Below are 23,021 nucleotides of genomic sequence, written 5' to 3'. Positions count from 1 at the left end.
GGTCTTCTTGAAACAGCAGCTGAAGCGCATACTTCTTGCCGTCGGGGCGATTCTGGTCCTTTCGTTGTGCCTGCCGTGGACGCTTATCGGCAAAACGCCGGAGCCAAATCGGGTTCGTCGATATGTCCCTGAGGCGCCGGTCAAGCAACCGGATCAGACAGAGTGGACTTTTTCGGCAGATCGGGTGGTCGGGGATCATACCAGTGAATATATCGAGGCCTTTGGCAATTGTTCCCTCAGTCTTGGCGAGGATCAATTGCGAGCGGATTTCGCCCGGTATTATCAGTCCACGGGCTGGGTTTTTCTCAAAGGCAATATCCGTGCCCAGTGGGGTGGGGATTTTCTTCAGGCCGATGAAGGCGAATTTGATCTGAGCAACATGACTGGCTGGCTCAAGAATGGAAAGCTCTTCATGGCCAAGCCGCATATCTATGTCGAGGCCGACCGGGTCGCCAAGAACAAGGGTGACAGTTATTCCTTCAAGAATGCCAAGGTGACGTCCTGTTCCGGAGAAAAACCTTCCTGGTCCGTGACGACCGAGGAAGGCGATGTGTCTCTGGATGGCCGGGTGAAGCTGTATCGATCTGCATTTCGCGTCAAGGACGTGCCGGTTTTTTACTGGCCGTACATGTCTTTGCCCGGAAGGGGAAAACGGCAGAGCGGATTTCTCATTCCCTATGCTTCGAGCAGCAAGAAGCTTGGAATACAGGTCAATCTTCCGTATTATTGGGTCATCAATGATGAAATGGACGCCACGTTTTATCAGAATTACATGAGCAAGCGTGGTTACATGCAGGGCATCCAGTTTCGTCACACCGAAGATGGCGATACCAAGGGGATGTGGCAGTTTGACGTGATGCGGGACAATCGGCGCGCCACGACTGAAGCGGACGAATGGGAAGATTATCAAGGCGACGGCCTGACGCGGAAGAATCGGGATCGCTGGTGGGTGCGTAGCAAGTATGACGGCTGGCTTGGCAGCCCGAAATGGAAGGTCAAGTTGGATCTGGATCTGGTGTCCGACCAAAATTATTTACGCGATTTTCAAGATGGTCCCACGGGTTTTGACACGGCCCGTGATGAGTTTGTCGATATTTTTGGACGCGATATTGAAAACAAGGATTCGCTCGATCGATTCAGTACAGCATACATCAGTCGAAGCTGGGACCGTTTCGGTGTGGTCGGCTTGGCTCAATACGATCAAAATCTGCGTTTCATGAACGGCAACAATCCGGCCAGTGAGAACGATACCGTTCAGAAAATGCCGGAACTCGATGCTTTTGCGTTTCAGCAATCATTGTTCGGGACGCCGCTTGAAGCGTCCATGAACACGAAATATAATTATTTCCACAGAGAATATGGCAATTCCGGGCATCGGTTCCGCGTGACTCCGGAAGTGAAACTGCCGTTCAAGACGAGTCTGGTGACGTTGATTCCCTCGGTTTCCGTCGATTATACGGCCTACAATTTAACGTCGTATGAAAAGACCGGCGATATTGTGGTGGATGGACCGGGCGGACGCGATCGGGTCATCAATACTGATGAGATCAAGGACGGCTTCCAGAGCCGAGCCCTGTGGTCGGCAGGTTTCACCGCTTTTTCCGAGATGACCAAGACTTTTGATCTCAACGAGACTGTCACGGCTGAGCCCAGTCTGGCCGGAACGTCTCAGTGGACACGGTTGAAGCATTCCGTGGTGCCCCGTGTGCAGTATGGGTACACCCCGACGGTCACAGGTCAGTCCGAGTTGCCCTATTTTGATATGTATGACCGTATCGATGGGAAAAATCGGGTGACGTATTCTCTGACCAACACGCTCGATAGACGACGGGACAGTGTGGTGCTTAGTCCGGGCACGGATGGTGAACCGGTGGCGACGACATCCGTTGATTACTTGGACTTCCTGTTGTTCCGGTTGGAACAGTCCTATGACATGAAAGAGGGCAGCCGGAATGATGAACGGGCAAAATACGAGCGGCGGCCATTTTCCGATATCATGGCCGAATTGCGCATTAAGCCGGATACTTTTATTGAAATTACGTCCAGAAACTGGTTCTCTCCATATCTGGGAGACATGACGCAGAGCGAGACGTCTCTTAAACTGCTGGATGACGATCTCGGCGAAATTCAGGTTGGGTATGATTTCCAGACGGAGGTTGATGAATATCTGCGTGAACGGACCGATGAATTGTCGATAATCCGACTTGAAGCCAAATGGTTGGCCACTGAAGATCTGACCATTCGCGGCAAGTATCGGCATGACTTTGTGTCTAATCGGGATATTGAACGGACTTTACAATTTGATTGGGCCGCTGAATGTTATACCCTGTATTTTGCCCTGACCCAGAAAACCAACGATACCCAGTTTAAATTCGGGTTTGATCTGCTGAGTTTTTAATATGACGCACACCCCTGAAATCAAGATTTTGCCACCGGGCCTGAAGAATCAGATTGCTGCCGGTGAAGTGGTGGAACGGCCTGCCAGCGTGGTCAAGGAGTTGGTGGAAAATAGTCTTGATGCCGGAGCCACTCGCGTGGACGTGACTTTGGAAAAAGGTGGACAGTCATTGATGGTCGTGCAGGATAATGGCGCGGGCATCGGCGCGGATCAGCTCAATCTCGCCGTTACTCGGCACGCTACGAGTAAAATTCGGGAATTTGGCGATCTATCCGCTATCGGATCGTTTGGCTTCCGTGGTGAAGCCTTGCCCAGCATCGCGTCGGTGTCGCGGTTCGTGATGACTTCACGGGCTTCAGGGGCGGACGAAGCCGCCTTTATCGATGTCCGGGCGGGTGACGTTGCAGGTGAAGGACCTGCGGCCTTGGCAGCCGGAACCCGTGTCGAAGTTCGGGATCTGTTTGCCAATACCCCGGCTCGACTGAAATTTCTCAAGACGGAAGCCACGGAAAATCGTCGGTGCCAGGATACACTCATGCGGACGAGTCTGGCGCATTTATCCACGGGATTTTCATTGACCGTGGGAGGGCGGGAAGCCTTTCGTTTGCCGGCGAATCAGGATTTGTCCACTCGCCTAGCCGCGTTTTGGCCGCCGAATATTTGTGACGGGTTGATTCCTTTTGACTTTGAGCGAAATGGGTACCGTGCGCACGGTGCGGCCGGTGCTCCATCAACGGCACAGGGCCGGGGCAACCGAATTTTATTGTACGTGAATGGCCGACAGGTACAGGACAAGTTGATGCTGTCCGCTGTCAGGCAGGCGTACAAGGGGATGCTTTTGTCCCGCGAATATCCGCAGATCGTCTTGTTTCTTGAACTCCCGTGTGGCGAGGTGGACGTGAATGTCCATCCGGCCAAGCTGGAAGTGCGGTTTGTCGAGGAAAGCCTGGTTTTTTCGACTATTCGTGGCGGGGTCATGCAGGCCTTGACCGGTCCGGGTATGGAAACCATGCCCCCACAGGAATCTCGGGGGGGCGATATCCCTGCGGCACCAAGTGGGATTCCCGCAGCGCATGGATCTGCCTTTTTTTCATCGCCGGAGAAACATTCGCATCAGCCGACCTCGTTGAACGACGGCCCGAAATTTTCTACCTACCGTGATTTTACGGAGGACAGGGATCAACCCAAAAAAATGGACCTGCCATTTTCGCCCTCGATTGCCATGGTTCGGGAACCGATGGCTCCATCCATGATGGCAACGCCGGATGCGACCAGACCCGCGACATTGGCCGGGAGTGGTTTTACCTATCTCGGTCAGATTGCCGATACCTATCTGGTTTTGCGGCAGGGTGATTCGTTGGTTCTTGTGGATCAGCATGCGGCCCATGAGCGGGTCTTGCTCGCGGCCATGCGGGAACAACGGACCAAGGGCGATTCTCAGCCGTTGGCGGTACCGTTGGAAATTTCATTACATCCCAGTGAAGCCGAAGTCTTGCAGGACGCGCGGGAAACCTTGCGGACCATGGGCTTTGTCCTTGAAATGGATGGCCCGGCCAAGGTGCTCGTCCGGGGGATTCCTCCGACACTGGACACGGGACAGGCGAGGGAATATTTGACTGATGCCTTGGCTGAAAAAGCGCGGGGACTGGATGACTTCTGGACCATGATGGCGTGCAAGACCGCGATCAAGGCCAACCAGCCTTTGGCTGTTGATGAGGCCCTGGCTCTGCTGGAAGTCTGGTTGGTGACGCCGGAGCGGGAATATTGCCCTCATGGTCGTCCCATTGTCGTGAGTTGGTCTTCGTCTGATCTCGAAAAATTGTTCAAGAGAAAGTAATGTCTATTTCATATAATATGCTGCGTGTCGCCATTCACGCTGATCGTTTGCGCGCCAATTATCGTCTTTTCAAAAAGGATCACGATCGGGTCATTCCGGTCATTAAATCGGATGCCTATGGGCATGGCGTGGTCGAAGTCAGCCGAATGCTTGAGCAGGAAGGCGTTGATACCTTTGCCGTGGGATTTGTGCGGGAGGCCGTGACATTGCGGACTTCCGGGTGCGACAAACGGATTCTCGCCCTGCTCGGTCCGGTGTCTGACGAGGATATCCATGCCTTGTGGGATCATGATATCTTGGCGGCCATTTCTCATTTCGATCAGTTGAAACGGGTGGCGGCCATCGCGAACACCCGGGGACCGCTGCCGATTTGTCTGAAATTCGACACCGGAATGCGGCGACTCGGATTCCTGCCCGATGAGGTGAACGAGGTCGTCGCAGTGTTGAAAAAGAGCCGGTTGGTGCCGGTCATGGCCACGTCGCATTTGGCTTCGGCGGATGAACCTGGTCGAGAAGATCGGGTGGGGATGCAGACTGCCGGATTTCGGGCTGCGGTGGATGGCCTTACTTCTGCGGGGTTTGCCGTTGAAGCCAATCTGGCCAATTCCGCTGGTGGCATGGTTCACGAGCAGAGCCGGTATGATTCCATCCGGTTGGGAATTTCATTGTATGGTGGCAATCCGTTTCAGGGAACTTCGTGGGAATCGCGGGGAGACGGGTACCGTCCGGCCATGGACGTTTCCGCGCCTGTGCTTCAGGTTCACTCTCTGCGTGCGGGAGAATCCATCAGCTACGGGTGGACGTTTACGGCGCAGCGAGATTCCGTGGTGGCCATTGTCGGTGTGGGGTATGCAGACAATTACAACCGGGCGTTGTCCAATGTCGGACAGATGACGATTCATGGACGACGGGTGCCGATCCGGGGACGTATCTGTATGCAGATGACAGCGGTTGACGTAACCGATCTTATAGGTGAAGGAAAGGGCGTTGCTCCCGGAGACAGGGCTTTTTTGCTTGGTGGACCGGGAACTGAACCCATCATGCCCGAAGAATTGGCAGACTGGTGTCATACGATTTCGTATGAGATTTTTTGTCAATTGGGAATGAATCGACGGGAATATATATAATAAGGAGATCAAGATGCCTGCTGTGCAAGATGATGAATGGGTCGTTGCTGAAAGCTACCCTCTGACGGAAATGGAAGAGAATGGCGTGACGCCCAAGTGGTTGGAAGGCAAGTGGCTGAACGTGGCTGACGATATGGCCTTGATCCCGGAAAATAATGTGCGTGTCATTGAAGAAAATGGCGTGTGCCGCGTTGAAGTGTCCATGTATCTCATGGAATGTATGCGTGGTTTTTAATTTTTTGAAGTGACGAGAGTGCGAGATGCCCCGAAGAGGGCATCTCTTTTTTTGTGCCCGGAATGCCTGTGAATTCATGGAAGAACGGCCTTTCCCGAAATGTTTTGTCACAGAATCGTAACAATTCGTTCTATTACATTTCGGAAACGATTGTGGTACACAGCGCACGCGTTCGGCAAAGGATATATGCATAGCCTTGACCAACCGCAACCGCTACGGCGTTCAACGAGGTAAGGGAAATGAGGCTTGGCTCTTTTCAAATGCGTCTTCTGCTCTGGACATGGGGGCTGTTGCTTCTGGTTCTGGGTGTGATCTTTTTTTACTCCACGTCTATCGTGGGGGACGAATTGGTCACGGACACCGAGATCCGTTCCCAGAGTGAAATCGCGTCCATCAAATGGTTGATTCGCGATCATCTGTCCTTTGCCTCCGAACAGGAATTCGCCCATTGGGTCGCCTCGTTCGGACAAAAACTCGGCTCGCGAATTACCTATATCGTTGATGGCCGGGTCATTGCCGATTCCGATGTCGAATATATCGAGCTTGGCGGACTGGATGACCATGGAAGCCGTCCCGAAATTCGTGCCGCTCTTGAAACGGGAAACGGTTCGAACGTCCGCTATTCCAACACCCTGCAAAAAGATATGCTCTATGTCGCTTCTCGGATGGACAGTGCCTCCGGGGTTCCCGCAGGGGTTTTGCGGCTCGCGGTGTCTTTTTCCAAGGTCAGTGAACGACTCCATGTCCTGCGGACCAATTTTATCTGGATTTTTCTCGGCACTCTCGCCTGTGCCGTGCTGATCAGTCTGCTGATGTCTCACAACATGAGTCGCGATATCCGTACTTTTTCCGAACTCGCCCGATCTATTGGCGAGGGCAATTATTCCAAACGATTGCGTGTTCTGCCTGGCGGAGAATTCAAGCCGTTGGCCGAATCCGTGAATGCCATGGCCCAGTCCATCGAGCACAGTATGCAGGTGGTCCACGAGCAAAAGGGCCAGTTACAGGCGGTGTTTCAGGGAATGCGTGAAGGCGTGATGACTCTGGACGCCGAAGGGCATATCGAATCCTACAATACCGCGTTGCGAGAGATGTTCAATCTGGCCGATTCATCCGTTGGAAGAACGCCGATCGAGGTTTCCCGCCGTGTGGAAATTCAGGATTTGGTGGATGATATGCTGGGCGAATCCGAACGGGAAGAACGGTCCATCCAGATAGACCTGATGGATTCACGCACAGTTGAAGTCAGTGCCGAGCCATTCACGGACCACAAGGGTGTCCGAAAGCTTATTCTGGTTTTTTATGATATTACGGAAATGAAGCAGAGTGAAAAGGGGTTGAAGGATTTTGTGGCCAATGCTTCACATCAATTGCGGACGCCATTGACCTCTATCAAGGGATATACTGAAACCCTGCTGCATACGCCTCCTGCCGAGCCTGAAGCTGGGCGCGGTTTTTTGGAGACCGTACTGAACAATGCGGACCATATGGACAAGGTCATTTCGTCCATGCTTGCCCTGGCGAAATCCGAGCAGATGGGAACGCGACTTGATCTGGTTCCGGTTTCCGCGCGTGAATACATGACTCGGGCCATCAATGACGTGTCGCTGTGGGCCGAAGAGCGGTCCGTGATGCTTGAGTTGCGAACGCCGGACGGAGATATGGACGTCCTCGGTGAAGAGGACGGGGTGTTGCATGTTTTTCACAATCTGTTGAATAACGCCGTGAAATATAGCCCTGAGGGCGGAAAGATCACGGTCAGTGCCGAAGACGATGGCGAGTCCATTGTTTTTTCTGTGGAAGATCAGGGACCGGGAATTTCCCGGGAACATTCCACCAAAGTTTTTGAACGGTTTTATCGTGTTGATGAGAATACCATCGACGGGTCTGGCAGTGCGGGATTGGGTCTCGCTATCTGCCGTCGTATAGTGAAGAATTTTGGCGGAGAAATCTGGCATGACGGGTATGGCGAAGGAACTCGCGGAGCGCGGTTTTGTTTTCGTCTGAACAAATCGTTGAAGCCGGGTACGCGAAACATCTAACCAACTCCCTCGAAAGAGGGGCTTCATAATGGATATTTACGATCTGTTTTTGTATTTGTCTGTGGGAGCGGGCTTTCTCATGGCCTTCAACCTCGGGGCAAACGATGTGGCGAATTCCATGGCTTCGGCTGTGGGGGCACGGGCCATCACCGTGAAGCAGGCCGTGTTCATCGCCGGTACGCTTAATTTCGTCGGAGCGGTTTTCCTCGGTTCCCATGTGACGGCAACGATCAGCAAGGGTATCATCAATCCTGAAGTCATCAGTGACCCGAAGATCATCATGATCGGTATGTTTGCCGCGTTGCTGGCTGCCGGTCTCTGGGTCTTGGTGGCCACGCTGACGGCACTCCCGGTTTCCTCGACGCATTCCATTGTCGGGGCAATCATGGGGTTTGGGCTGGTGGCGGGCGGTCCGGATGTGGTCAACTGGCTGAAAATCGGGGGCATTGTCCTTTCCTGGATCATCTCTCCTTTTTTTGCGGCTGCTATCGCCTTTTTCATTTTTTCGCACATCAGGAAGTACATTTTGTACAAACGACAATTTGTCAAACAGGCGTTGTTCTGGGCACCGATTTGGATCGCCATTACATTGTCCGTGATTTCCTTGTCGTTTCTGTATAAAACCCCTGTTGGCAAATCGTTGGGGCTGCATTGGTCCATGTCATTGGCTATTGCTGCGGGTTTGGCCTTTGTTGCTTGGCTTGGTGGCAAGATGCTTGTTGCCAAAATTGCCATTGACGAAGAAGAAGGTGCCGAGGGTGTGGAACGGGTTTTCCGTAAAATGCAGGTTGGCACCTCTTGCTATGTGGCCCTTTCTCAGGGCGCAAACGATGTGGCCAATGCCATCGGTCCGGTGGCGGCCATTTACCTGATCGCCAAGGAGCATGTGCTGTTGTCACGGGCTGAAGTGCCGTGGCCCATGCTGATTCTGGGCGGATGTGGCATCGCCTTGGGTATCGCCTTGCTTGGTCACAAGGTCATGGCCACGGTCGGAACCAAGATTACTACATTGACGAACACCCGGGGGTTTGCTGTAGACTTCGGTGCGGCTTCGACTGTGTTGGTGGCGTCAAATCTTGGATTGCCGGTTTCGACGACCCATGCCGCCGTTGGTGGCGTGGTTGGTGTCGGTCTCGCCCGAGGATTTCAGGCAGTGGACTTTCGTGTCCTGTTTCGAATTGTCGCGTACTGGGTGGCCACAGTTCCCATCGCGGCTTTGACCAGTATTGTAATCTTTGTGCTGTTGAAATGGTTGTGTTACAGCTAGGTTATATACATAACGATAATCCTTTGTAAGTGAGGTCTTATATATGTCTTTGAAAATTCCTTTTTTCGGCCTGCTTGCCAATCGGTCTCCAATGGATGGGTTGGTCGAGCATTATGACAAGATCGCTGAATGCGTCGCGGCTATTGATGAGTCCCTGGAGTGCTATGTCTCCGGTGGAGTGTGCCGTGAGTTTGAGGAATTGACGCGTTCGGTCGATGAAATTGAAAACCATGCAGATTCTATCAAGCGGAATATTCGTAATCACCTGCCCAAGGGCCTGTTCATGCCCGTGGAAAAGACGCTTTTTCTGAACTATACGAAAAGTCAGGACAACATCCTTGATGCCGCACAGGACGCCCTCTATTGGCTGGCCATGCGCAAGGTGATCATACCGGAAGATATTCAGAAGGATCTGATTTATCTGCTTGATGGCATTGCCCGGTGCACGGTGTTGCTCGGACCGGCACTTAAATCGACGATTGCATTGATGCACGGCGAATCCCTGGACCGTGAAGGGACCAAAGAACGGTTTCGTCAGGTTCGGAATGAACGAAATAACGTCCGGCATATGAAAAATGCCCTGTACAAGAAAATTTACAACAAGGACGTTGATTTCAAGGATATCTATCAGCTGATTCATTTTGTGGACTGCCTGGATAACATGGGCCACAACACGGAAAATTGTGCTGAACTGCTTCGTTCGATGATGGCTCGATAAACGGTTTTCAGTCGATCAGACAACAGACGATATTCCAAAAAGGGCCAACTCCATTGAAATGGGGCTGGCCCTTTTTTCATGGCTTTGACAGAGAGTGCAATTGGGGTTCTTCATTTGATGAAAAAATGGAAAATAAGTCTTGAAATTGAAAATCAATATCAGTATAGTCCGCTCATGAAAATGACGAAAGGCCCTATGAATTGTTTGAGAATATTGTGCAGAGTACTTCGAGAGCTTTTGTTGAAGCGGTGTATGGGCCGGTCCACTCGCGTGTGGGCCGGTGTTTTGTGTCGCGTTTATAAAAATAAGGAGTTTTCGATGAGTCTGTTACGTCAACTTGGATTGTTCAATCGGGAAGGAATGAAAGCATGCAATGATGGTAAAATGGCAAACGCCTTGTTTCAACTTGTTCAGGCAGATCGTCTGGCCAAGGAAATGGGATCGGTTTTGCATGAAGCCAAGGTTCGAAATAATATGGGATTGGTGCATCAGGTTTCTGGCAAGACCGAAGAGGCGTTGGCGTGCTTCGAGCTTGCAGCACATCGTGCGGTAGAAGGTGCCGGAGTTGGAAATTCCCTGCACAAGGCAATTGTTCGGAACATGACGAAATTGACATCATCAAATTTGGCAGGGGCTGCATAAATGTTTTCCGACTCGTGCTTTGCCTTTGGGGGGAGTGGGGTGAAAATTCGGCCGATTCGTCCGAATTCTGCGCATTTTGTGACCACCGTTCTGCATCAGTTCGCCGAATCCCTCGGGTTTGCCATTGATGCCAAGGATCCGTACACCTCCATGCATTCCGAAGAAGTGGCCGAAGTCTCTCACGCATTGGCCCTGTCCATGGGGTTGTCGCCCAATGAGGCCGATATCATCCATGTGGCTGGGCATCTGCATGATATCGGAAAAATTGGTGTCCCGGATGCAGTGTTGAAAAAACAAGGCTCGTTGAGCCCCAGTGAGTGGCGTGCCATGCGTCGCCACCCCCGGGCCGGGGCGGATATCCTTCGGCCTGTTGCCGCCCTGAAGAGCCTTGGGGTCGTGGATATGGTCCTGCATCATCATGAACGGTATGATGGCACGGGCTACCCGGATGGCCTGGCTGGAGCACAGATCCCGCTGGGCGCGCGGATTATTGCTGTTGCTGATAGCGTGTCCGCCATGTTGCAGAACCGCCCGTATCGACCGTCCAAGAATTTTGAGGCGGCGCGAAAAGAAGTACTCCGTTGTTCAGGCACACAGTTTGATCCCCGTGTGGTACAGGCATTCGAAGGGGTGGCCGCTGCTATCGAGGGGATGGTGGATGTGTTGTCTGCCAAGGAAAAGGATGTGTGAGTGTCTGTTTCTCAGTCTGTCATGAAAGAATCCCCCTGATACAATGGCATCAGAGGGATTTTTTGTTTTTGCTAAAATGGCATTCAAAGCCATTTCTTTCAGGACATTATGCCGTGGGCGGATCGGGCAGCTCAAGCATGGGCTGAATGATCGCTTCCATGGCCTTGCCTGTCGCAGTGTCGCGGTGCACTTTCAGGAAGGGGAATCCTTCGTCGCCGGAGTTGGCCACTTCGGGGTCCAGAGGAATCCGTCCCAGGAACTGGACACCAGCTTCCTTGGCCAAGGCCTCGCCGCCACCTGATTTGAAGATGTCGTGGACCGTGCCACAATTGGGGCAGGCAAAACCGGACATGTTCTCGATGATGCCGAGGACTCGGTTGCCCACTTCGCCGACAAATGAGACCGAGCGGCGCACGTCGTCGATGGCAACACCTTGCGGAGTTGTCACGATAACGCCGATGGCCGTGGGTCCGAGGGTTTGCAGGGTGGACAGAGGCTCGTCGCCGGTGCCCGGGGGGCAGTCAACGATCAGGTAATCGAGATCGCCCCACATGACATCTTCAACGAATTGTTTGATCAGTCCCATTTTGACTGGGCCACGCCAGATAACGGCCTGGCGGTCATCTTCGAGCAAAAAGCCCAGGGACATGACCGAGAGGTTTTTGCTCCAGGGAACCGGTTCCATGACCTTGTCGCCCATGTGCGGCTTCTGTCCTTTCAAGGACAACATCCGGGGGAGGCTCGGTCCATGCACGTCCACATCGAGCAGACCGACTTTCTTGCCGGCCAGGGAGAGTGCGACGGCAATGTTGGTGGCGACAGTGGATTTGCCAACCCCGCCCTTGCCGGACATGACCACGATCTTGTGTTTGATGCGGCCAAGGGTTCTTTGCAGTTTCAATTCTTCCTGATTGCAGCCTGTAGAGCTGGTGCAGCTCCCATCAGGTGCCGCAGAAGTGCATCCTTCGCATTCACTCATACTATACTCCTAAAAAATGACGGTATGACGCCGCCTTTGCAATGTCGATAACCACCCTTGGGAATACTGTCCCGTGTGGGCTGTTCAGAAATAATGCTCGTTTGAAAAAAGTCAAACCTGAATGCCTGGCATGGTCAGTTCATGCAGCTTTTTGTTGAGGAATCCTTCAAGAATTTGCTCTTGTGTGCCGGTGAGCCAGCCCAAAACAGTCACACCACCTTCTTCGAGTCGTGTGCGTGTCCTGTTTCGAATGGCACCGCATAAAAAGACAGTTACCCCGCAGGCCAATATGGCGGATGTCCTGTCCATAGGGTCCTTTGAGGGAAGGGATAGGAGGCCTGCGGGGTAAAATTTGGTGTCATTTATTTCAAAAAGCTTGTATCCATCCGCGTTTTCACACACGGATGCCAGCCGGTCCTGATAGCACGCCAGACAGATGAGTTTTGTAGAATCTGCTTTCATGCTTTTCTCCATAAGTTCGGCAGGACTCTTGCCGTCATTTTTCTATATAGCATGGACCGTGCCAATAGATTAAGTCCCATGAAATCAGATGCTTGAAGAAAATTGAGAAAGTACAGCAGGCGAATTTTTCGCCATAAGAAGTATGGTGGGCTATTTTTTTGTCTTTTGGATGACGGAGAGCATCTTTCGCAGGGTGTCTTTGGTGATGCCCAGGTCTCGGCAGGCCGCCATTTTTTTCCCGTGGTTGCGTTCCACGGCGTATCGTGCAGCGCGACGTTTGATATCGTTCATGGTTCCGCGCAGTGGATGTGGTCCGTCGGTTTCCGGTTTGTCCGGCTGGAGATATTCCGGGAGGTGTTCGACCTGAATGAACCCTTCTCGGCAGAGGATGAAGGCGTATTCAAGGATATTTTCCAGCTCGCGGACGTTGCCGGGGAACTCGTGATGCAGGAGGATGTGAAGGGTGTCTTCACTCACTCCTTGAATGGATTTGTCCTGCATGGCGTTGAATTCTTCGAGGAAATGGTCGATCAACAGGGGGAGGTCTTCTGGCCGTTTTTTGAGTGGTGGCAGGGTCAGTGTGACGACGTTGAGTCGGTAGTACAGATCCTGTCGAAAGCTGCCGTCTGCAACGGCTTGTTCCAGATTGCGGTTGGTGGCCGCGATCACGCGCACGTCCGCATGAACAGGCGAGACGCCGCCCAATGGTTCATACATTTTGTCTTGCAGAAACCGGAGAAGTTTGACTTGGAGCTTGCCGGGCATGTCCCCGATTTCATCCAGAAAAACCGTGCCCTTATTCGCTAATTCGAATCGGCCCGGTTTGTCGGTGCGAGCGTCCGTGAATGCGCCTTTTTTGTAGCCGAAGAGTTCGGATTCCAGCAATGTGTCGGGCAGTGCGCCGCAGTTGACAGGCACGAATGGGCCATCTTTGCGGGGGCTGAGGTTGTGGATGGCCCGGGCAAAGAGTTCTTTGCCGGTCCCGGATTGCCCCAGGAGCAAGGTGGTTGCCTCGCTGTCACTGATGCGTGGGAGGATGCGAAAGATCTTTTCCAGGGCCTGACTTCGACCCACAATGTTTTCGAATCGGTAAATATCTTTGGCCTGTCGTCGGATGGAGTGGATTTCCGTGAGATCGCGAAATGTTTCCACGCCGCCAATGACCTGCCCATCACTGTCGTGGAGGGTCGAGGCGGAGATGGAAATTGGTAGCGTGCTACCGTCGCTTCGCACGATGAAAATGGATTTGTTGACGATCCGGCCTCCGGCCTTCATGCACTGGCTGATGGCACAATGCCCATCGCACAGAGACGATCGGAAGACGTCCCAACATTTGCATCCCATGGCCTCTGTCTGGCCGATGCCGGTGATGCGTTGTGCGGCCTCGTTGAAATAGGTGATGTTCCAATCGGTATCGACGGTGAACAGTCCATCTGCAATGGAGGCGAAAACATCCTCAAGAGGAAGGTTGGCTGGGAATGACATGGGAGGACTGTACCCGTGGACAGCCGTTCTGCCAATCAAGAAATGGTTTTTTGGGCGAAAAATTATCCCTTGCCAGGAAGGTCGTGTCTTTTCTTATCGCACGGTTTGAAAAAATTGCAGTTTGGTCAGGATATCAGCGTCAAGAGTGGCGTGTTCGGCTGCGGCAATAGCTTGTATTTCTTCAACATCATACATTGTTTGCATTTTGTACCGATTGCCGAGGGCGTTGCTGCTATGGGGGATGCCTGTCATCGCGGGAATATGCGTCGAAGGGAGTGTGTGAAACGGCAGATGCCCGTGACAGACCGGGAACAGGCCGCGTGAGCACAGTCGGATGGCATATTCGGTCGTGTCATAGTCGGCTGGTGACAACTGGATGGCAAAGTCGCCTGTTTCCAGGAGTGTGGGGGTGCGGAAAAGATGACATCCACCTGAAAAAGCGGCGCAGGGACGCATGAATTCGAAAGTGGTGCTGTTTCGTGTCTGGCTGTGTAGTGCAGAAAAAGAGAATGGGTTGGGGGCGAGCCGGGAAAGGTTCATGACCGCGTCTGGTTCGACCAACAGGTGATGATCTGTGCTGATGATGTGGTTGTGGTTGGCATGATTGACCAATTTGCCGCCCCAGACTCCGGCATCGGGGTACTGAAGGACGGCTGTTCCGAGTCTGGAAAGCCAGTCCGGGGCAACGGTCACCGCGTCATCAAGCAGACAGATGAAGTCGTGATCGCGCACGGCGTCCAGATGGAGCAACCAGTTTTTGGCCGCTGGGTTGCCGATGGGGATGGGCAGGGTGATGATCGAGCAGTGATTCGGCCCGAATCGGGTGGCGAATCGGCCAGCCCATGTCTTTAAAATGGCTGGAGTCCGGTCGGTCGAGCCGTGATCCATGATGAACAACGATGCTTCGGAAATGTCAGATTCAATCAATGAAGTCAGGGTTGCGTCCAATCCGTCCGCGTTATTGGATGAGTGGATCAGGATCGCGACCGAACCCGGCACAGGTTTTTTTTCGTCAGCCACTCCGGTCAGTGCGTCATACGTCCGCAAAAGTCGGTTCGTATTCCATGGTGTTGTTCCCACCTTTTTCAGAAAATTATGATCTTGAGTGTCTTTTATCGAAAATCGATCTTTAAAAATGGTGTCTATTGCGGTTTTGAAGACTCTTTTGACACCTGGCTTAGTGATGAATTCATACAATTCAGCACTTTTTTTGGTGTCTTTTGCAAAGAGTCCGACTTGTATTCCCTGCTCCAGCCAATACAAGTTGTTTGGCGTGTCGTTGATATGCCGACTGATAGCGTCCTGCTGTGCCGCGATGTCAGCTGTGTGATGCGGAGAGAGCGAGTCGTCAGGGGAGGTCGGGGGGCGGTAGTGAGTGGTGACGATCGCCAGTTGGTTCAATTTGTCTTGAGACAGCAGGTGTTTGACTCGTGTATTGGCGAGGAGGCTTTGTGCCAGAATGCCGTTGAGCGGATTTTCCCGGAGTGCGGTTTCAAGCGCGTCCAAGGCAATGGGGTTCAGGGTTGGAGCGCCAGAAGCCATGCACCATGCCGCGATATCAAGCAGATGACGCGTGCCGGTAAATCCCAGACGCAATTTGGCCTTGAGAGGGGCTGGCAACGACAGCCATGCCCCGGTCAGGGAATCAGTGCTCGCTGTGTCCAAAGGGTTCATCTTCGTCCTGTACGGTTGGCAACATGTTCAAATCCAGCGGCTCGTCGAGTCTTTCGCCCATGTAGACGCGCATGAGATTGCGGCCTTTTGCCTCTGGGGTCAACATGGTGCTGACCAAGGCGTGTCCAGCATATCCCATGGAGTACCGGATTTTCGAGTCGTCAGCCATTGCCTGCATCTTTTCGGCCAGACACGCACTGTCTTCGTTGTCGCACAAAAATCCGTTCACCCCATCTTGAATGATTTCCGGCACGCCACCCACGCGGGTACAAATGGCCGGAACGCCGAGGGCGAATCCTTCAAGCAGGACGTTGGGCAGACTTTCCTTGCGGGATGTCATAACCTGCACGTCCGCGAATGCGAGTTCTTCAAGTACCTGGTTGTGTGGGATGGTTCCGGTCGCCCGAAGTCGTTCCCGAACAGCCGGTGTCAGGTGTGCGGCAAGATCCCCCGATATTTCTTGAGGGACACCCACGGCCACGAATTCCATGTCGCGGCACCCTTTTTCACACAGGGCTGCGGCGGCATCGAGAAAGACATCATATCCTTTGATATGGGCATTATTGCCGATGTAGATGAAACGGATGCCCCGTTTCTTGCGCGGTTTTGGCGTGCCGAAATCCGGTCCGACATAGGCATTGTACACCACATTGAGCCGTCTTTTCAGCACATGGTGGGCGCGCAGGATATCAGCGCATTGGCGGGAGTTGGTGATGACGCCATTGGCCAGTGCGGTCCATAGAAAAAAGATCGAGTTGGGCTTGGAGATGACACCCCGGTTGATGAACAGTTTGTATTTGGCCCCCATGAGTCGGGCCAGCACGCCCATTTTGTATGCCCGATTGTGAAAGGTGTGGACCACGTCGATAGCGTGTTCTTTGACCAGTTTTTTCAGGAATCGACCGGCCTTGAGATAGTGTCGGAATCCGTCGAAGTGGATGATTTCCACATCCAGATCCTTGAGCGCGTCATTGATGGGGCTGTCACTGGTGAGCAGGGCATACGTTGTGATACCCATTTCGGACATGGCCTTGATGTTGTTGACCATCTGGCGACTGCCACCGGAGAGTTTCACGGAGTCCGTGGTAAACAAGACTCGATGGACCTCGGGCCGTTTGGTGTGCAGTTTGAAAAATACGCGTGCCGCCGGATCAGACCCGTACATCCGCAACCGGGACTGAATCCACGCGCCGGTTTTCTTCTTGCCTACACCAATTCGATTGAGCCGGAATGGGTTCGTGCCTTTGGCGTTGACCCACCGTTCCAAGGTGAATGCGCCCACATAGCCGGCCTTGCGCAATTCATCCTGTGCATCGGGGCAGAATTGTCCCCATGGCCAGCAGAAAAGTTGTTCATCATATCCGTTCAGTTCACGAATCCAGTCCATGCTTTTGCGAAAGTCCCGGCGGCAGAAGGCGAGTCGGTCAGCGGTGGAGCGTTGGACGAACCGGGGTTCTCCTGAGCCGTCAAGGACGGGTTGGAATCCGTCATACACATATCCGCTGCCCACCTTGAAGGTTGGCCAGGCCGCATTGAAGCCCGGGTAGATCGACCAGGCACCCCAATGGGCGTTGTTTCCCATACGCTGCAATGGCTTGAGGTCCAGAAACGCGCCCTGGTGCCGACGGCCATGCGAGAAGACTTCCATTCCCTTGTCGAGTATGGCCTTGAATTCCTCTGTCGTCATGAATTGGGAGAAATCGCCGTTGAGATGGGCGTTTCTGAAAGCATCCGGCATGGACACCATGTCCGGGGCGGTTTCCATCGTGCGTACCGGACCATCGATTGTGAAATCGGACAGCCCGAAAAAGGTGCCGGTCATGTTCCGTTTTTCCAGTTCCGGGACAACGGTCAGCCAGTTGGACAGGTGTCCGTCGTCAAAGGTGAGCACCACGGTCTTTTTCGGGGCTTTCATCTGTCCGCGGGTCACGGCCAGAAGTTCCCGTGCGGAGATGGTGTGCCACCCGGCGTCGATCATGGCGTCGAGGTGTTCGCAAAAAAGTTCCGGCGTATGGCCGTCAATGTCGTTGACATTGTGATAACATAGGACAGGTATGGATGTTCTCATGGGCTTTTTTCTTGTTAGCGGTTAGGCTTTCGAGAAGTACCAGATGGCACTCGGCAGGGCAAGGCGCGCACGGGCACCATATGGAATTCAAATCAGAGACTTCTCAAGTTCTCTCAAGGGTCGGCAGGTGTTCTCCCTGTTCCTTTTCGTGTATTCTCTTTAGAGCGTCGTGATATCCAAAACAACTGAAGGCTGGTTGATGGAATAATCATCTTGACAGGCGGTCAAAAACACCGTTCAAACGGTGAAAACAGTGAACCTCTTGTAAACTGTCCCACTTACGGCTAAAAGAAGGGATCATGTCGGCCAGAACAGTACTTTTCATCGCGGAACCCCAGTCCGTCACAGGCATCTTCCCTACCTTGCAAAAGGCCGGGTTGCAGGCCGGATTGGCCGACAATCTTACTGGCGCACTCGGGTTTATCAAGAAATCAAACCCCTGTCTCGTGTTATGCCGACCAGACTTGCGAGGGTTCGATGTCAGGGCTTTTTTAACGCAGATTCAGGCTCTTGAAGGCTGCCCTCCGGTCGTTATCTTTACGGCGTCCGGTTCTGTCGAGCAGGCCACGGAATATCTTGAGCTTGGCGCACGTGATTACTGGATCGAACCATTGGTCTGGGAAAAAATCAGGCTTGTCCTGCCCGCACCTGAACCTGATCCTGAACCTGAGCCAATTGCGCGGAATACACCCAAGTCTGTTTCTCCGTCTTCGGTCCCCGGGAAATTCAAGATTATCGGCAGACACAAGGCCGTATTGCGGGTCTTGGCCCTTGCCAGACAGGTTGCCGGTTCCAAGGCTACTGTGTTGATTTCCGGTGATTCCGGGACAGGAAAGGAGATGTTTGCCCGCTATCTGCATCACAATTCCAATCGCACGGACAAGCCTTTTGTCGCCATCAACTGCGCGGCTCTGCCTGAGCATTTGCTTGAATCCGAACTTTTCGGACATGAAAAGGGCGCGTTTACCGGTGCGATCAATCGCAAGCTCGGTAAATTTGAATTGGCCAATGGCGGGACCATTCTTCTGGATGAAATCACGGAGATGGACCTAGGCCTTCAGGCCAAGCTGCTTCGTGTGCTTCAGGAGTCCGAATTCGATCGTGTGGGGGGTGTAGAGACCGTCCACATCGATGTTCGAGTTTTGGCCACCACCAACCGGGATATCGAGGCAACCGTTCGCGAAGGCAAGTTCCGGCAGGACTTGTTCTATCGTCTGAATGTCATTCCCCTGACCTTGCCCGCGCTCAAGGATCGTGGCGACGATGTCCTTCTTCTGGCCGAATATTTTACGAATAAGTTCACTGCCACATACGGACTTGATCCGTTGGTTTTTTCGGACAATGCCAAGCAGTGGCTCATGAAATACGATTGGCCTGGTAACGTGCGAGAGTTGCAGAACCTCATGGAGCGCGCGGTGCTTCTCGCCGGGCAGGGACCGATTCAGACCAAACATTTTCTCATGGGCGACGAACAGTGGATGCCTGATGATCTGTCCGAAATCGATGCCGGACAGCAGGCCGTCTCCGAGTCCGCCCCCCCATCCACCCCGGACGAGGCCCTTTCCGTCATGCCCATTCACGAAATGGAAAAACGCCTTATTCTCAAAAGTCTTGAAGAAACAACCGGCAACCGAACTCGTGCCGCCGAACTCCTTGGTATCTCCGTGCGGACTCTGCGAAATAAGCTTAATGAGTATAAAAAACAGGGTGTTGACGTATAATTTGACGCTTAGTCGAGTTTCGCCTCCGACCTCCCCTCTCCTTCTCTTTCCCCCAAGTCGCTGAAGGCATCTCTCGAAAGTTTAGGGTGAAATATTCCTGAATCTATCGTAAGTAAATGAATACTGGTTTTTCTCAGGTGGAGCGTGTGTTTGACGAGAGGGAGGCAGTATGTATCACAGCGTCTATGAGACTGAGCCTCGTGAAAAGCGGATGAAGCGCAAGTGGAAGGGCGTGCGTGAGGTTGTGCTTGAGGCGGAACATTCGTCAGGAGAATTTCAGGCCCGTTTGGAGGCCATGGGGGCGTGTGCCCGTGATTTCAAGGGGTGGGAGGATTTCGGGAAAATTCCACCGCTGAGGAAACGGGACATTATTCAATGGCAGCAGGAATATGGTCTTGGCTGGTTCTTGAAGTGTCAGCCGGGCCAACTGTCGAGAGTGTATCAGTCCCCGGGACCGATTTTTGATCCGGAAGGTATGGACCCGGACTATTGGGCGTGGAGTGAGGCCTTTTTTGCGGCGGGTTTTCGACCTGGCGACCTGACTCAGATGACATTTTCGTATCACATGACCCCGGCAGGGCTGATGTTTGAACAACCGCTTCGGGATATCGGATGCGGGGTGATTCCGGCTGGACCGGGAAACACGGACACACAGATTGAGTTGCTGACCCGACTGCCGGTGACGGCATTTGTGGGCATGGCCAGTTATTTGAAAGAGATCGGAGAGCGGGCATTGGCTTTGGGGGTGGATGTGCGGGAAGATTTCGCGCTTGAAAAGGCGTATGTGGCTGCGGAGCCATTGTCGGAAGAGCTTCGGGGTGACGTTGAAGAGATGTTTGGCATTACGGTCCGTGAGGGATATGGCACGGCGGACGTTGGATGTGTGGCCTACGAATGCACGGAGCGTGGCGGCCTGCACCTGTCGAATTACCGACATGTGGAGATCTGTGATCCGACGACCGGGGAACCGGTGCCGGATGGAGATATCGGTGAAGTGGTGGTCACGCCGTTTTTTACGGACTATCCACTTGTTCGACTGGCCACTGGCGATATGTCATCGATTGATGCGTCAGTGTGCGCGTGTGGTCGAACAGCGCGGAAATTGACAGGATGGAAAGGGCGCGTCGATGATGTCACCAAAGTCAAAGGACAGTTTGTATACCCCGAGCAGGCTTCGACCGTTTTTGCGAGATATCCTGACGTTTCGGGCTGGCAGATTTTAGTGAAAAATGATAAAGGCAGGGACTTCCTTGTGGTGGCAGTGGAAACAGTCACCTCATTGAATACGAAAAAGTTCTGCACCGATTTTCAATCGGTGATGAAATTGAAACCAGTCGTCGAGACCTGCGCGCCCGGGACACTCCCGGAAGACGCGCCCCGGCTCGTCGATGAGAGGACTTTCGATTAAACCGGCTTTAAGGCCGGGTTGCGGTCCTAATCGAGTGGGGCGGTGCCAAGCGAGCACTGCCCCTTTGATTTTTCAGGCAGAGCCGTTTTGGGCGGAATGGAAAAGTAGATCACGTAAAAGCCCGGGCCATGCATCGAGATGATGATTGGCCCGGGCGTTTTTTTATGCTGTGCGAAATTTCTTTCGAAAAGTGTGCCTAGCAGCCGCATGAGCAGCCGGAGCAGCCGCCTCCACCACTCGTACCGACCTGTTTTTCGGATTCAATGGTGAACCCGTAGTCGGTCATATCAATGGAAACTTTGCCTGATGCCTCGGCCAATTCCTCGTTGATGAGAAAGGTGAAGCCACCGTGCTCGACAGAGGCGTCGCCATCGCGGACTTCGTCCAAAGCCAAAGACAATTTCATGCCGGAACACCCGCCATCAGACAGATGAACCCGGATGGGTTGAACGTCGCGGTCGGCAAAATATGTGGTCAATTCCTGCTGTGCAGATTCTGTGACTGTAATCATTTGTATTCTCCTAAACGTTGTTGTGTTTGATACCAATTAAGTAGGAATTGTTCTTTGTAAAGAGGGCGGGCATCTTTTTTTGCAGAGAAAGAGAGAAATTGACCGTGGTTTTGTCTGTTGATTTGGGATGCAAATACTTTTTTCCCAAGAGGTTGAGCACAAAAAAAGGAGAGCCTCAAAAAAAGGCTCTCCCAGTGTTACGTGTGGGATGAATCAGGCAATATCCGGTGTGAGGCCGAGCGCTGCGGCCACACCGGTACCGTAGTTGGGGTCAGCTTTCATGCAGTTTTGGATGTGTCGTTGTTTGATTTCGTCCGGGGCATCGCCCATGGCTCGGGCCGTGTTGTCAAAAAGCACCTGTTGTTGTTCAGGTGACATCAGCCGGAACAGTTTGCCCGGTTGGGTGTAATAATCGTCGTCTTCTCGATGGTCCCAATTGTATGCCGCACCATCGAGTTCGAGCGGCGGCTCTTTGTGCTCGGGTTGTTCCTGCCATTCGCCATAACTGTTGGGTTCATAGCCGAGCGTGCTGCCGTAGTTGCCGTCAACGCGCATGGCACCGTCCCGGTGATACCCGTCGGGCATTTGGCGGCGTTGACCGGAATGAGGTGATGATTGACCCCGAGACGATACCGTTGGGCGTCGCCATAGGAAAAGAGTCGACCTTGAAGCATCTTGTCCGGGGAAAAACCGATACCGGGAACAACGCTGGCCGGATTGAAGGCGGCCTGTTCGACTTCGGCAAAATAGTTTTCCGGGTTGCGGTTCAATTCCAGTTCGCCGACGTCAATGAGTGGATAGTCTTTGTGATACCAGACTTTTGTCAGATCGAAGGGATTGTGTGCGTATGTGGCGGCGTCTTTTTCAGGCATGATCTGCACCCGTAATGTCCATTTGGGGTACGCGCCGTGTTCGATACTCTCATAGAGATCCCGCTGGTGGGTTTCTCGGCAGACGCCAATGGCTTCGGCTGCTTCGGCGTCCGTCATGTTTTCAATGCCCTGTTGTGAGCGGAAGTGGAATTTGACCCAGAATCGTTCGTTGTCCGCGTTGAGAAAACTGAAGGTGTGACTGCCGAAGCCGTGCATGTGTCGGTAGGAGCGGGGAATACCCCGGTCACTCATGGTGATGGTGACCTGATGGAGTGCCTCGGGCAGGGATGTCCAGAAGTCCCAGTTGTTTTTCGCACTGCGCAGATTGGTGCGCGGGTCTCGTTTGACCGCATGGTTGAGGTCCGGGAATTTGAGCGGATCGCGGAGGAAAAAGACCGGAGTGTTGTTGCCCACAAGGTCCCAATTGCCTTCATCAGTGTAGAATTTGAGGGCGAATCCTCGGATGTCGCGTTCGGCGTCTGCAGCGCCACGTTCTCCGGCAACGGTGGAGAAACGGGCGAATACCGGGGTCTTTTTACCGACTTCAGCAAAAAGGCTGGCCTTGGTGAATTGGGAAATGTCGTGGGTGACGGTGAAGGTGCCGAAGGCTCCGGACCCTTTGGCGTGCATCCGACGTTCCGGGATCACTTCCCTGTCGAAATGCGCGAGTTTTTCAAGAAACCAGACATCCTGCAAAAGTTGTGGTCCCCGAGGTCCGGCGGTCTGAACGTTTTGGTTGTCAGCCACTGGGGCACCGAAATTGTTCGTGAGTTTCTTTTTGGGCATTGGTCGTCTCCCTGGATTGAATGTGACATTGTGTTTTATTCAAAGCGGTTGAACCGTTAAAGCCGAGAAAAAAGCGCATTTTTCGTCTGAGTAGTGCGA

Annotated in this window: 17 protein-coding genes and 1 pseudogene; 11 read left to right on the top strand and 7 right to left on the bottom strand. The window is 53.1% G+C overall.

Translation table 11 applies throughout. From position 1 onward, the window contains the following. Positions 1-7 precede the first annotated feature (7 nt). The 9 genes from lptD (at position 8) to GO013_RS13465 (ending at position 10,956) form a co-directional block, all read left to right on the top strand. Positions 8-2,398, top strand: coding sequence for an LPS assembly protein LptD (gene lptD / locus GO013_RS13505; RefSeq protein ID WP_163811982.1), 2,391 nt, complete (start codon positions 8-10; stop codon positions 2,396-2,398). Between the two features lies 1 nt (position 2,399). Then, positions 2,400-4,235 (top strand): DNA mismatch repair endonuclease MutL, encoded by a 1,836-nt coding sequence (mutL, locus tag GO013_RS13500; RefSeq protein WP_163811980.1) that lies wholly within the window; start codon positions 2,400-2,402, stop codon positions 4,233-4,235. Further along, positions 4,235-5,362 (top strand): alanine racemase, encoded by a 1,128-nt coding sequence (gene alr, locus GO013_RS13495; protein ID WP_163811978.1) that lies wholly within the window; start codon positions 4,235-4,237, stop codon positions 5,360-5,362. Before mutL ends, alr begins: the two co-directional genes overlap by 1 nt. A 13-nt stretch (positions 5,363-5,375) precedes the next feature. Next, complete coding sequence (locus tag GO013_RS13490; protein WP_163811976.1) at positions 5,376-5,597, top strand: hypothetical protein; 222 nt, start codon at positions 5,376-5,378, stop codon at positions 5,595-5,597. 260 nt (positions 5,598-5,857) lie between these two features. Next, positions 5,858-7,639, top strand: coding sequence for an ATP-binding protein (locus GO013_RS13485; RefSeq protein ID WP_239057869.1), 1,782 nt, complete (start codon positions 5,858-5,860; stop codon positions 7,637-7,639). Positions 7,640-7,667: 28 nt separating this feature from the next. Then, the gene (locus GO013_RS13480; RefSeq protein WP_163811972.1) at positions 7,668-8,906 is read left to right on the top strand and encodes an inorganic phosphate transporter; all 1,239 of its coding nucleotides are present in this window, start codon (positions 7,668-7,670) and stop codon (positions 8,904-8,906) included. A gap of 43 nt (positions 8,907-8,949) precedes the next feature. Next, positions 8,950-9,624 carry a DUF47 family protein gene (locus GO013_RS13475; protein WP_163811970.1) on the top strand — a complete coding sequence of 225 codons (675 nt, stop codon included), beginning with the start codon at positions 8,950-8,952 and terminating at the stop codon, positions 9,622-9,624. A gap of 318 nt (positions 9,625-9,942) precedes the next feature. Beyond that, positions 9,943-10,266, top strand: coding sequence for a tetratricopeptide repeat protein (locus GO013_RS13470; RefSeq protein ID WP_163811968.1), 324 nt, complete (start codon positions 9,943-9,945; stop codon positions 10,264-10,266). Positions 10,267-10,305: 39 nt separating this feature from the next. Further along, on the top strand, positions 10,306-10,956 hold the full coding sequence (locus GO013_RS13465) for an HD-GYP domain-containing protein (RefSeq protein WP_343219571.1): 651 nt from the start codon (positions 10,306-10,308) through the stop codon (positions 10,954-10,956). Positions 10,957-11,062: 106 nt separating this feature from the next. Here GO013_RS13465 and GO013_RS13460 read toward each other — a convergent pair whose 3' ends face one another. The 5 genes from GO013_RS13460 to GO013_RS13440 form a co-directional block, all read right to left on the bottom strand. Beyond that, positions 11,063-11,935 carry an Mrp/NBP35 family ATP-binding protein gene (locus GO013_RS13460; protein WP_163811964.1) on the bottom strand — a complete coding sequence of 291 codons (873 nt, stop codon included), beginning with the start codon at positions 11,933-11,935 and terminating at the stop codon, positions 11,063-11,065. Positions 11,936-12,046: 111 nt separating this feature from the next. Continuing rightward, the gene (locus tag GO013_RS13455; RefSeq protein WP_163811962.1) at positions 12,047-12,397 is read right to left on the bottom strand and encodes a dinitrogenase iron-molybdenum cofactor biosynthesis protein; all 351 of its coding nucleotides are present in this window, start codon (positions 12,395-12,397) and stop codon (positions 12,047-12,049) included. A gap of 150 nt (positions 12,398-12,547) precedes the next feature. Next, the gene (locus GO013_RS13450) at positions 12,548-13,882 is read right to left on the bottom strand and encodes a sigma 54-interacting transcriptional regulator (protein ID WP_163811960.1); all 1,335 of its coding nucleotides are present in this window, start codon (positions 13,880-13,882) and stop codon (positions 12,548-12,550) included. 93 nt (positions 13,883-13,975) lie between these two features. After that, positions 13,976-15,556, bottom strand: coding sequence for a glycosyltransferase family A protein (locus GO013_RS13445; protein ID WP_163811958.1), 1,581 nt, complete (start codon positions 15,554-15,556; stop codon positions 13,976-13,978). Beyond that, positions 15,528-17,624 (bottom strand): glycosyltransferase, encoded by a 2,097-nt coding sequence (locus tag GO013_RS13440; RefSeq protein WP_163811956.1) that lies wholly within the window; start codon positions 17,622-17,624, stop codon positions 15,528-15,530. Before GO013_RS13440 ends, GO013_RS13445 begins: the two co-directional genes overlap by 29 nt. A 299-nt stretch (positions 17,625-17,923) precedes the next feature. On the opposite strand from GO013_RS13440, the gene GO013_RS13435 reads away from it, so the two are divergent. After that, the gene (locus tag GO013_RS13435) at positions 17,924-19,345 is read left to right on the top strand and encodes a sigma-54 dependent transcriptional regulator (protein WP_163811954.1); all 1,422 of its coding nucleotides are present in this window, start codon (positions 17,924-17,926) and stop codon (positions 19,343-19,345) included. Between the two features lie 169 nt (positions 19,346-19,514). Continuing rightward, the gene (locus GO013_RS13430; RefSeq protein WP_163811952.1) at positions 19,515-20,753 is read left to right on the top strand and encodes an AMP-binding protein; all 1,239 of its coding nucleotides are present in this window, start codon (positions 19,515-19,517) and stop codon (positions 20,751-20,753) included. 196 nt (positions 20,754-20,949) lie between these two features. Here the strand turns inward: GO013_RS13430 and GO013_RS13425 are convergent, their stop codons facing one another. Both GO013_RS13425 and GO013_RS13420 read right to left on the bottom strand, forming a co-directional pair. Then, a complete protein-coding gene (locus GO013_RS13425; protein WP_163811950.1) occupies positions 20,950-21,264 on the bottom strand; it encodes an IscA/HesB family protein in 315 nt (104 codons plus the stop codon). A gap of 213 nt (positions 21,265-21,477) precedes the next feature. After that, positions 21,478-22,922, bottom strand: a pseudogene (locus GO013_RS13420) (catalase). Positions 22,923-23,021: the final 99 nt, after the last annotated feature.

The sequence above is a fragment of the Pseudodesulfovibrio sp. JC047 genome, assembly GCF_010468615.1.
In the GTDB taxonomy this organism is placed as follows: Bacteria; Desulfobacterota; Desulfovibrionia; order Desulfovibrionales; family Desulfovibrionaceae; genus Pseudodesulfovibrio.
Note: the sequence above shows the minus strand (reverse complement) of the source record. Positions and strands in the feature narration are given on the sequence as shown.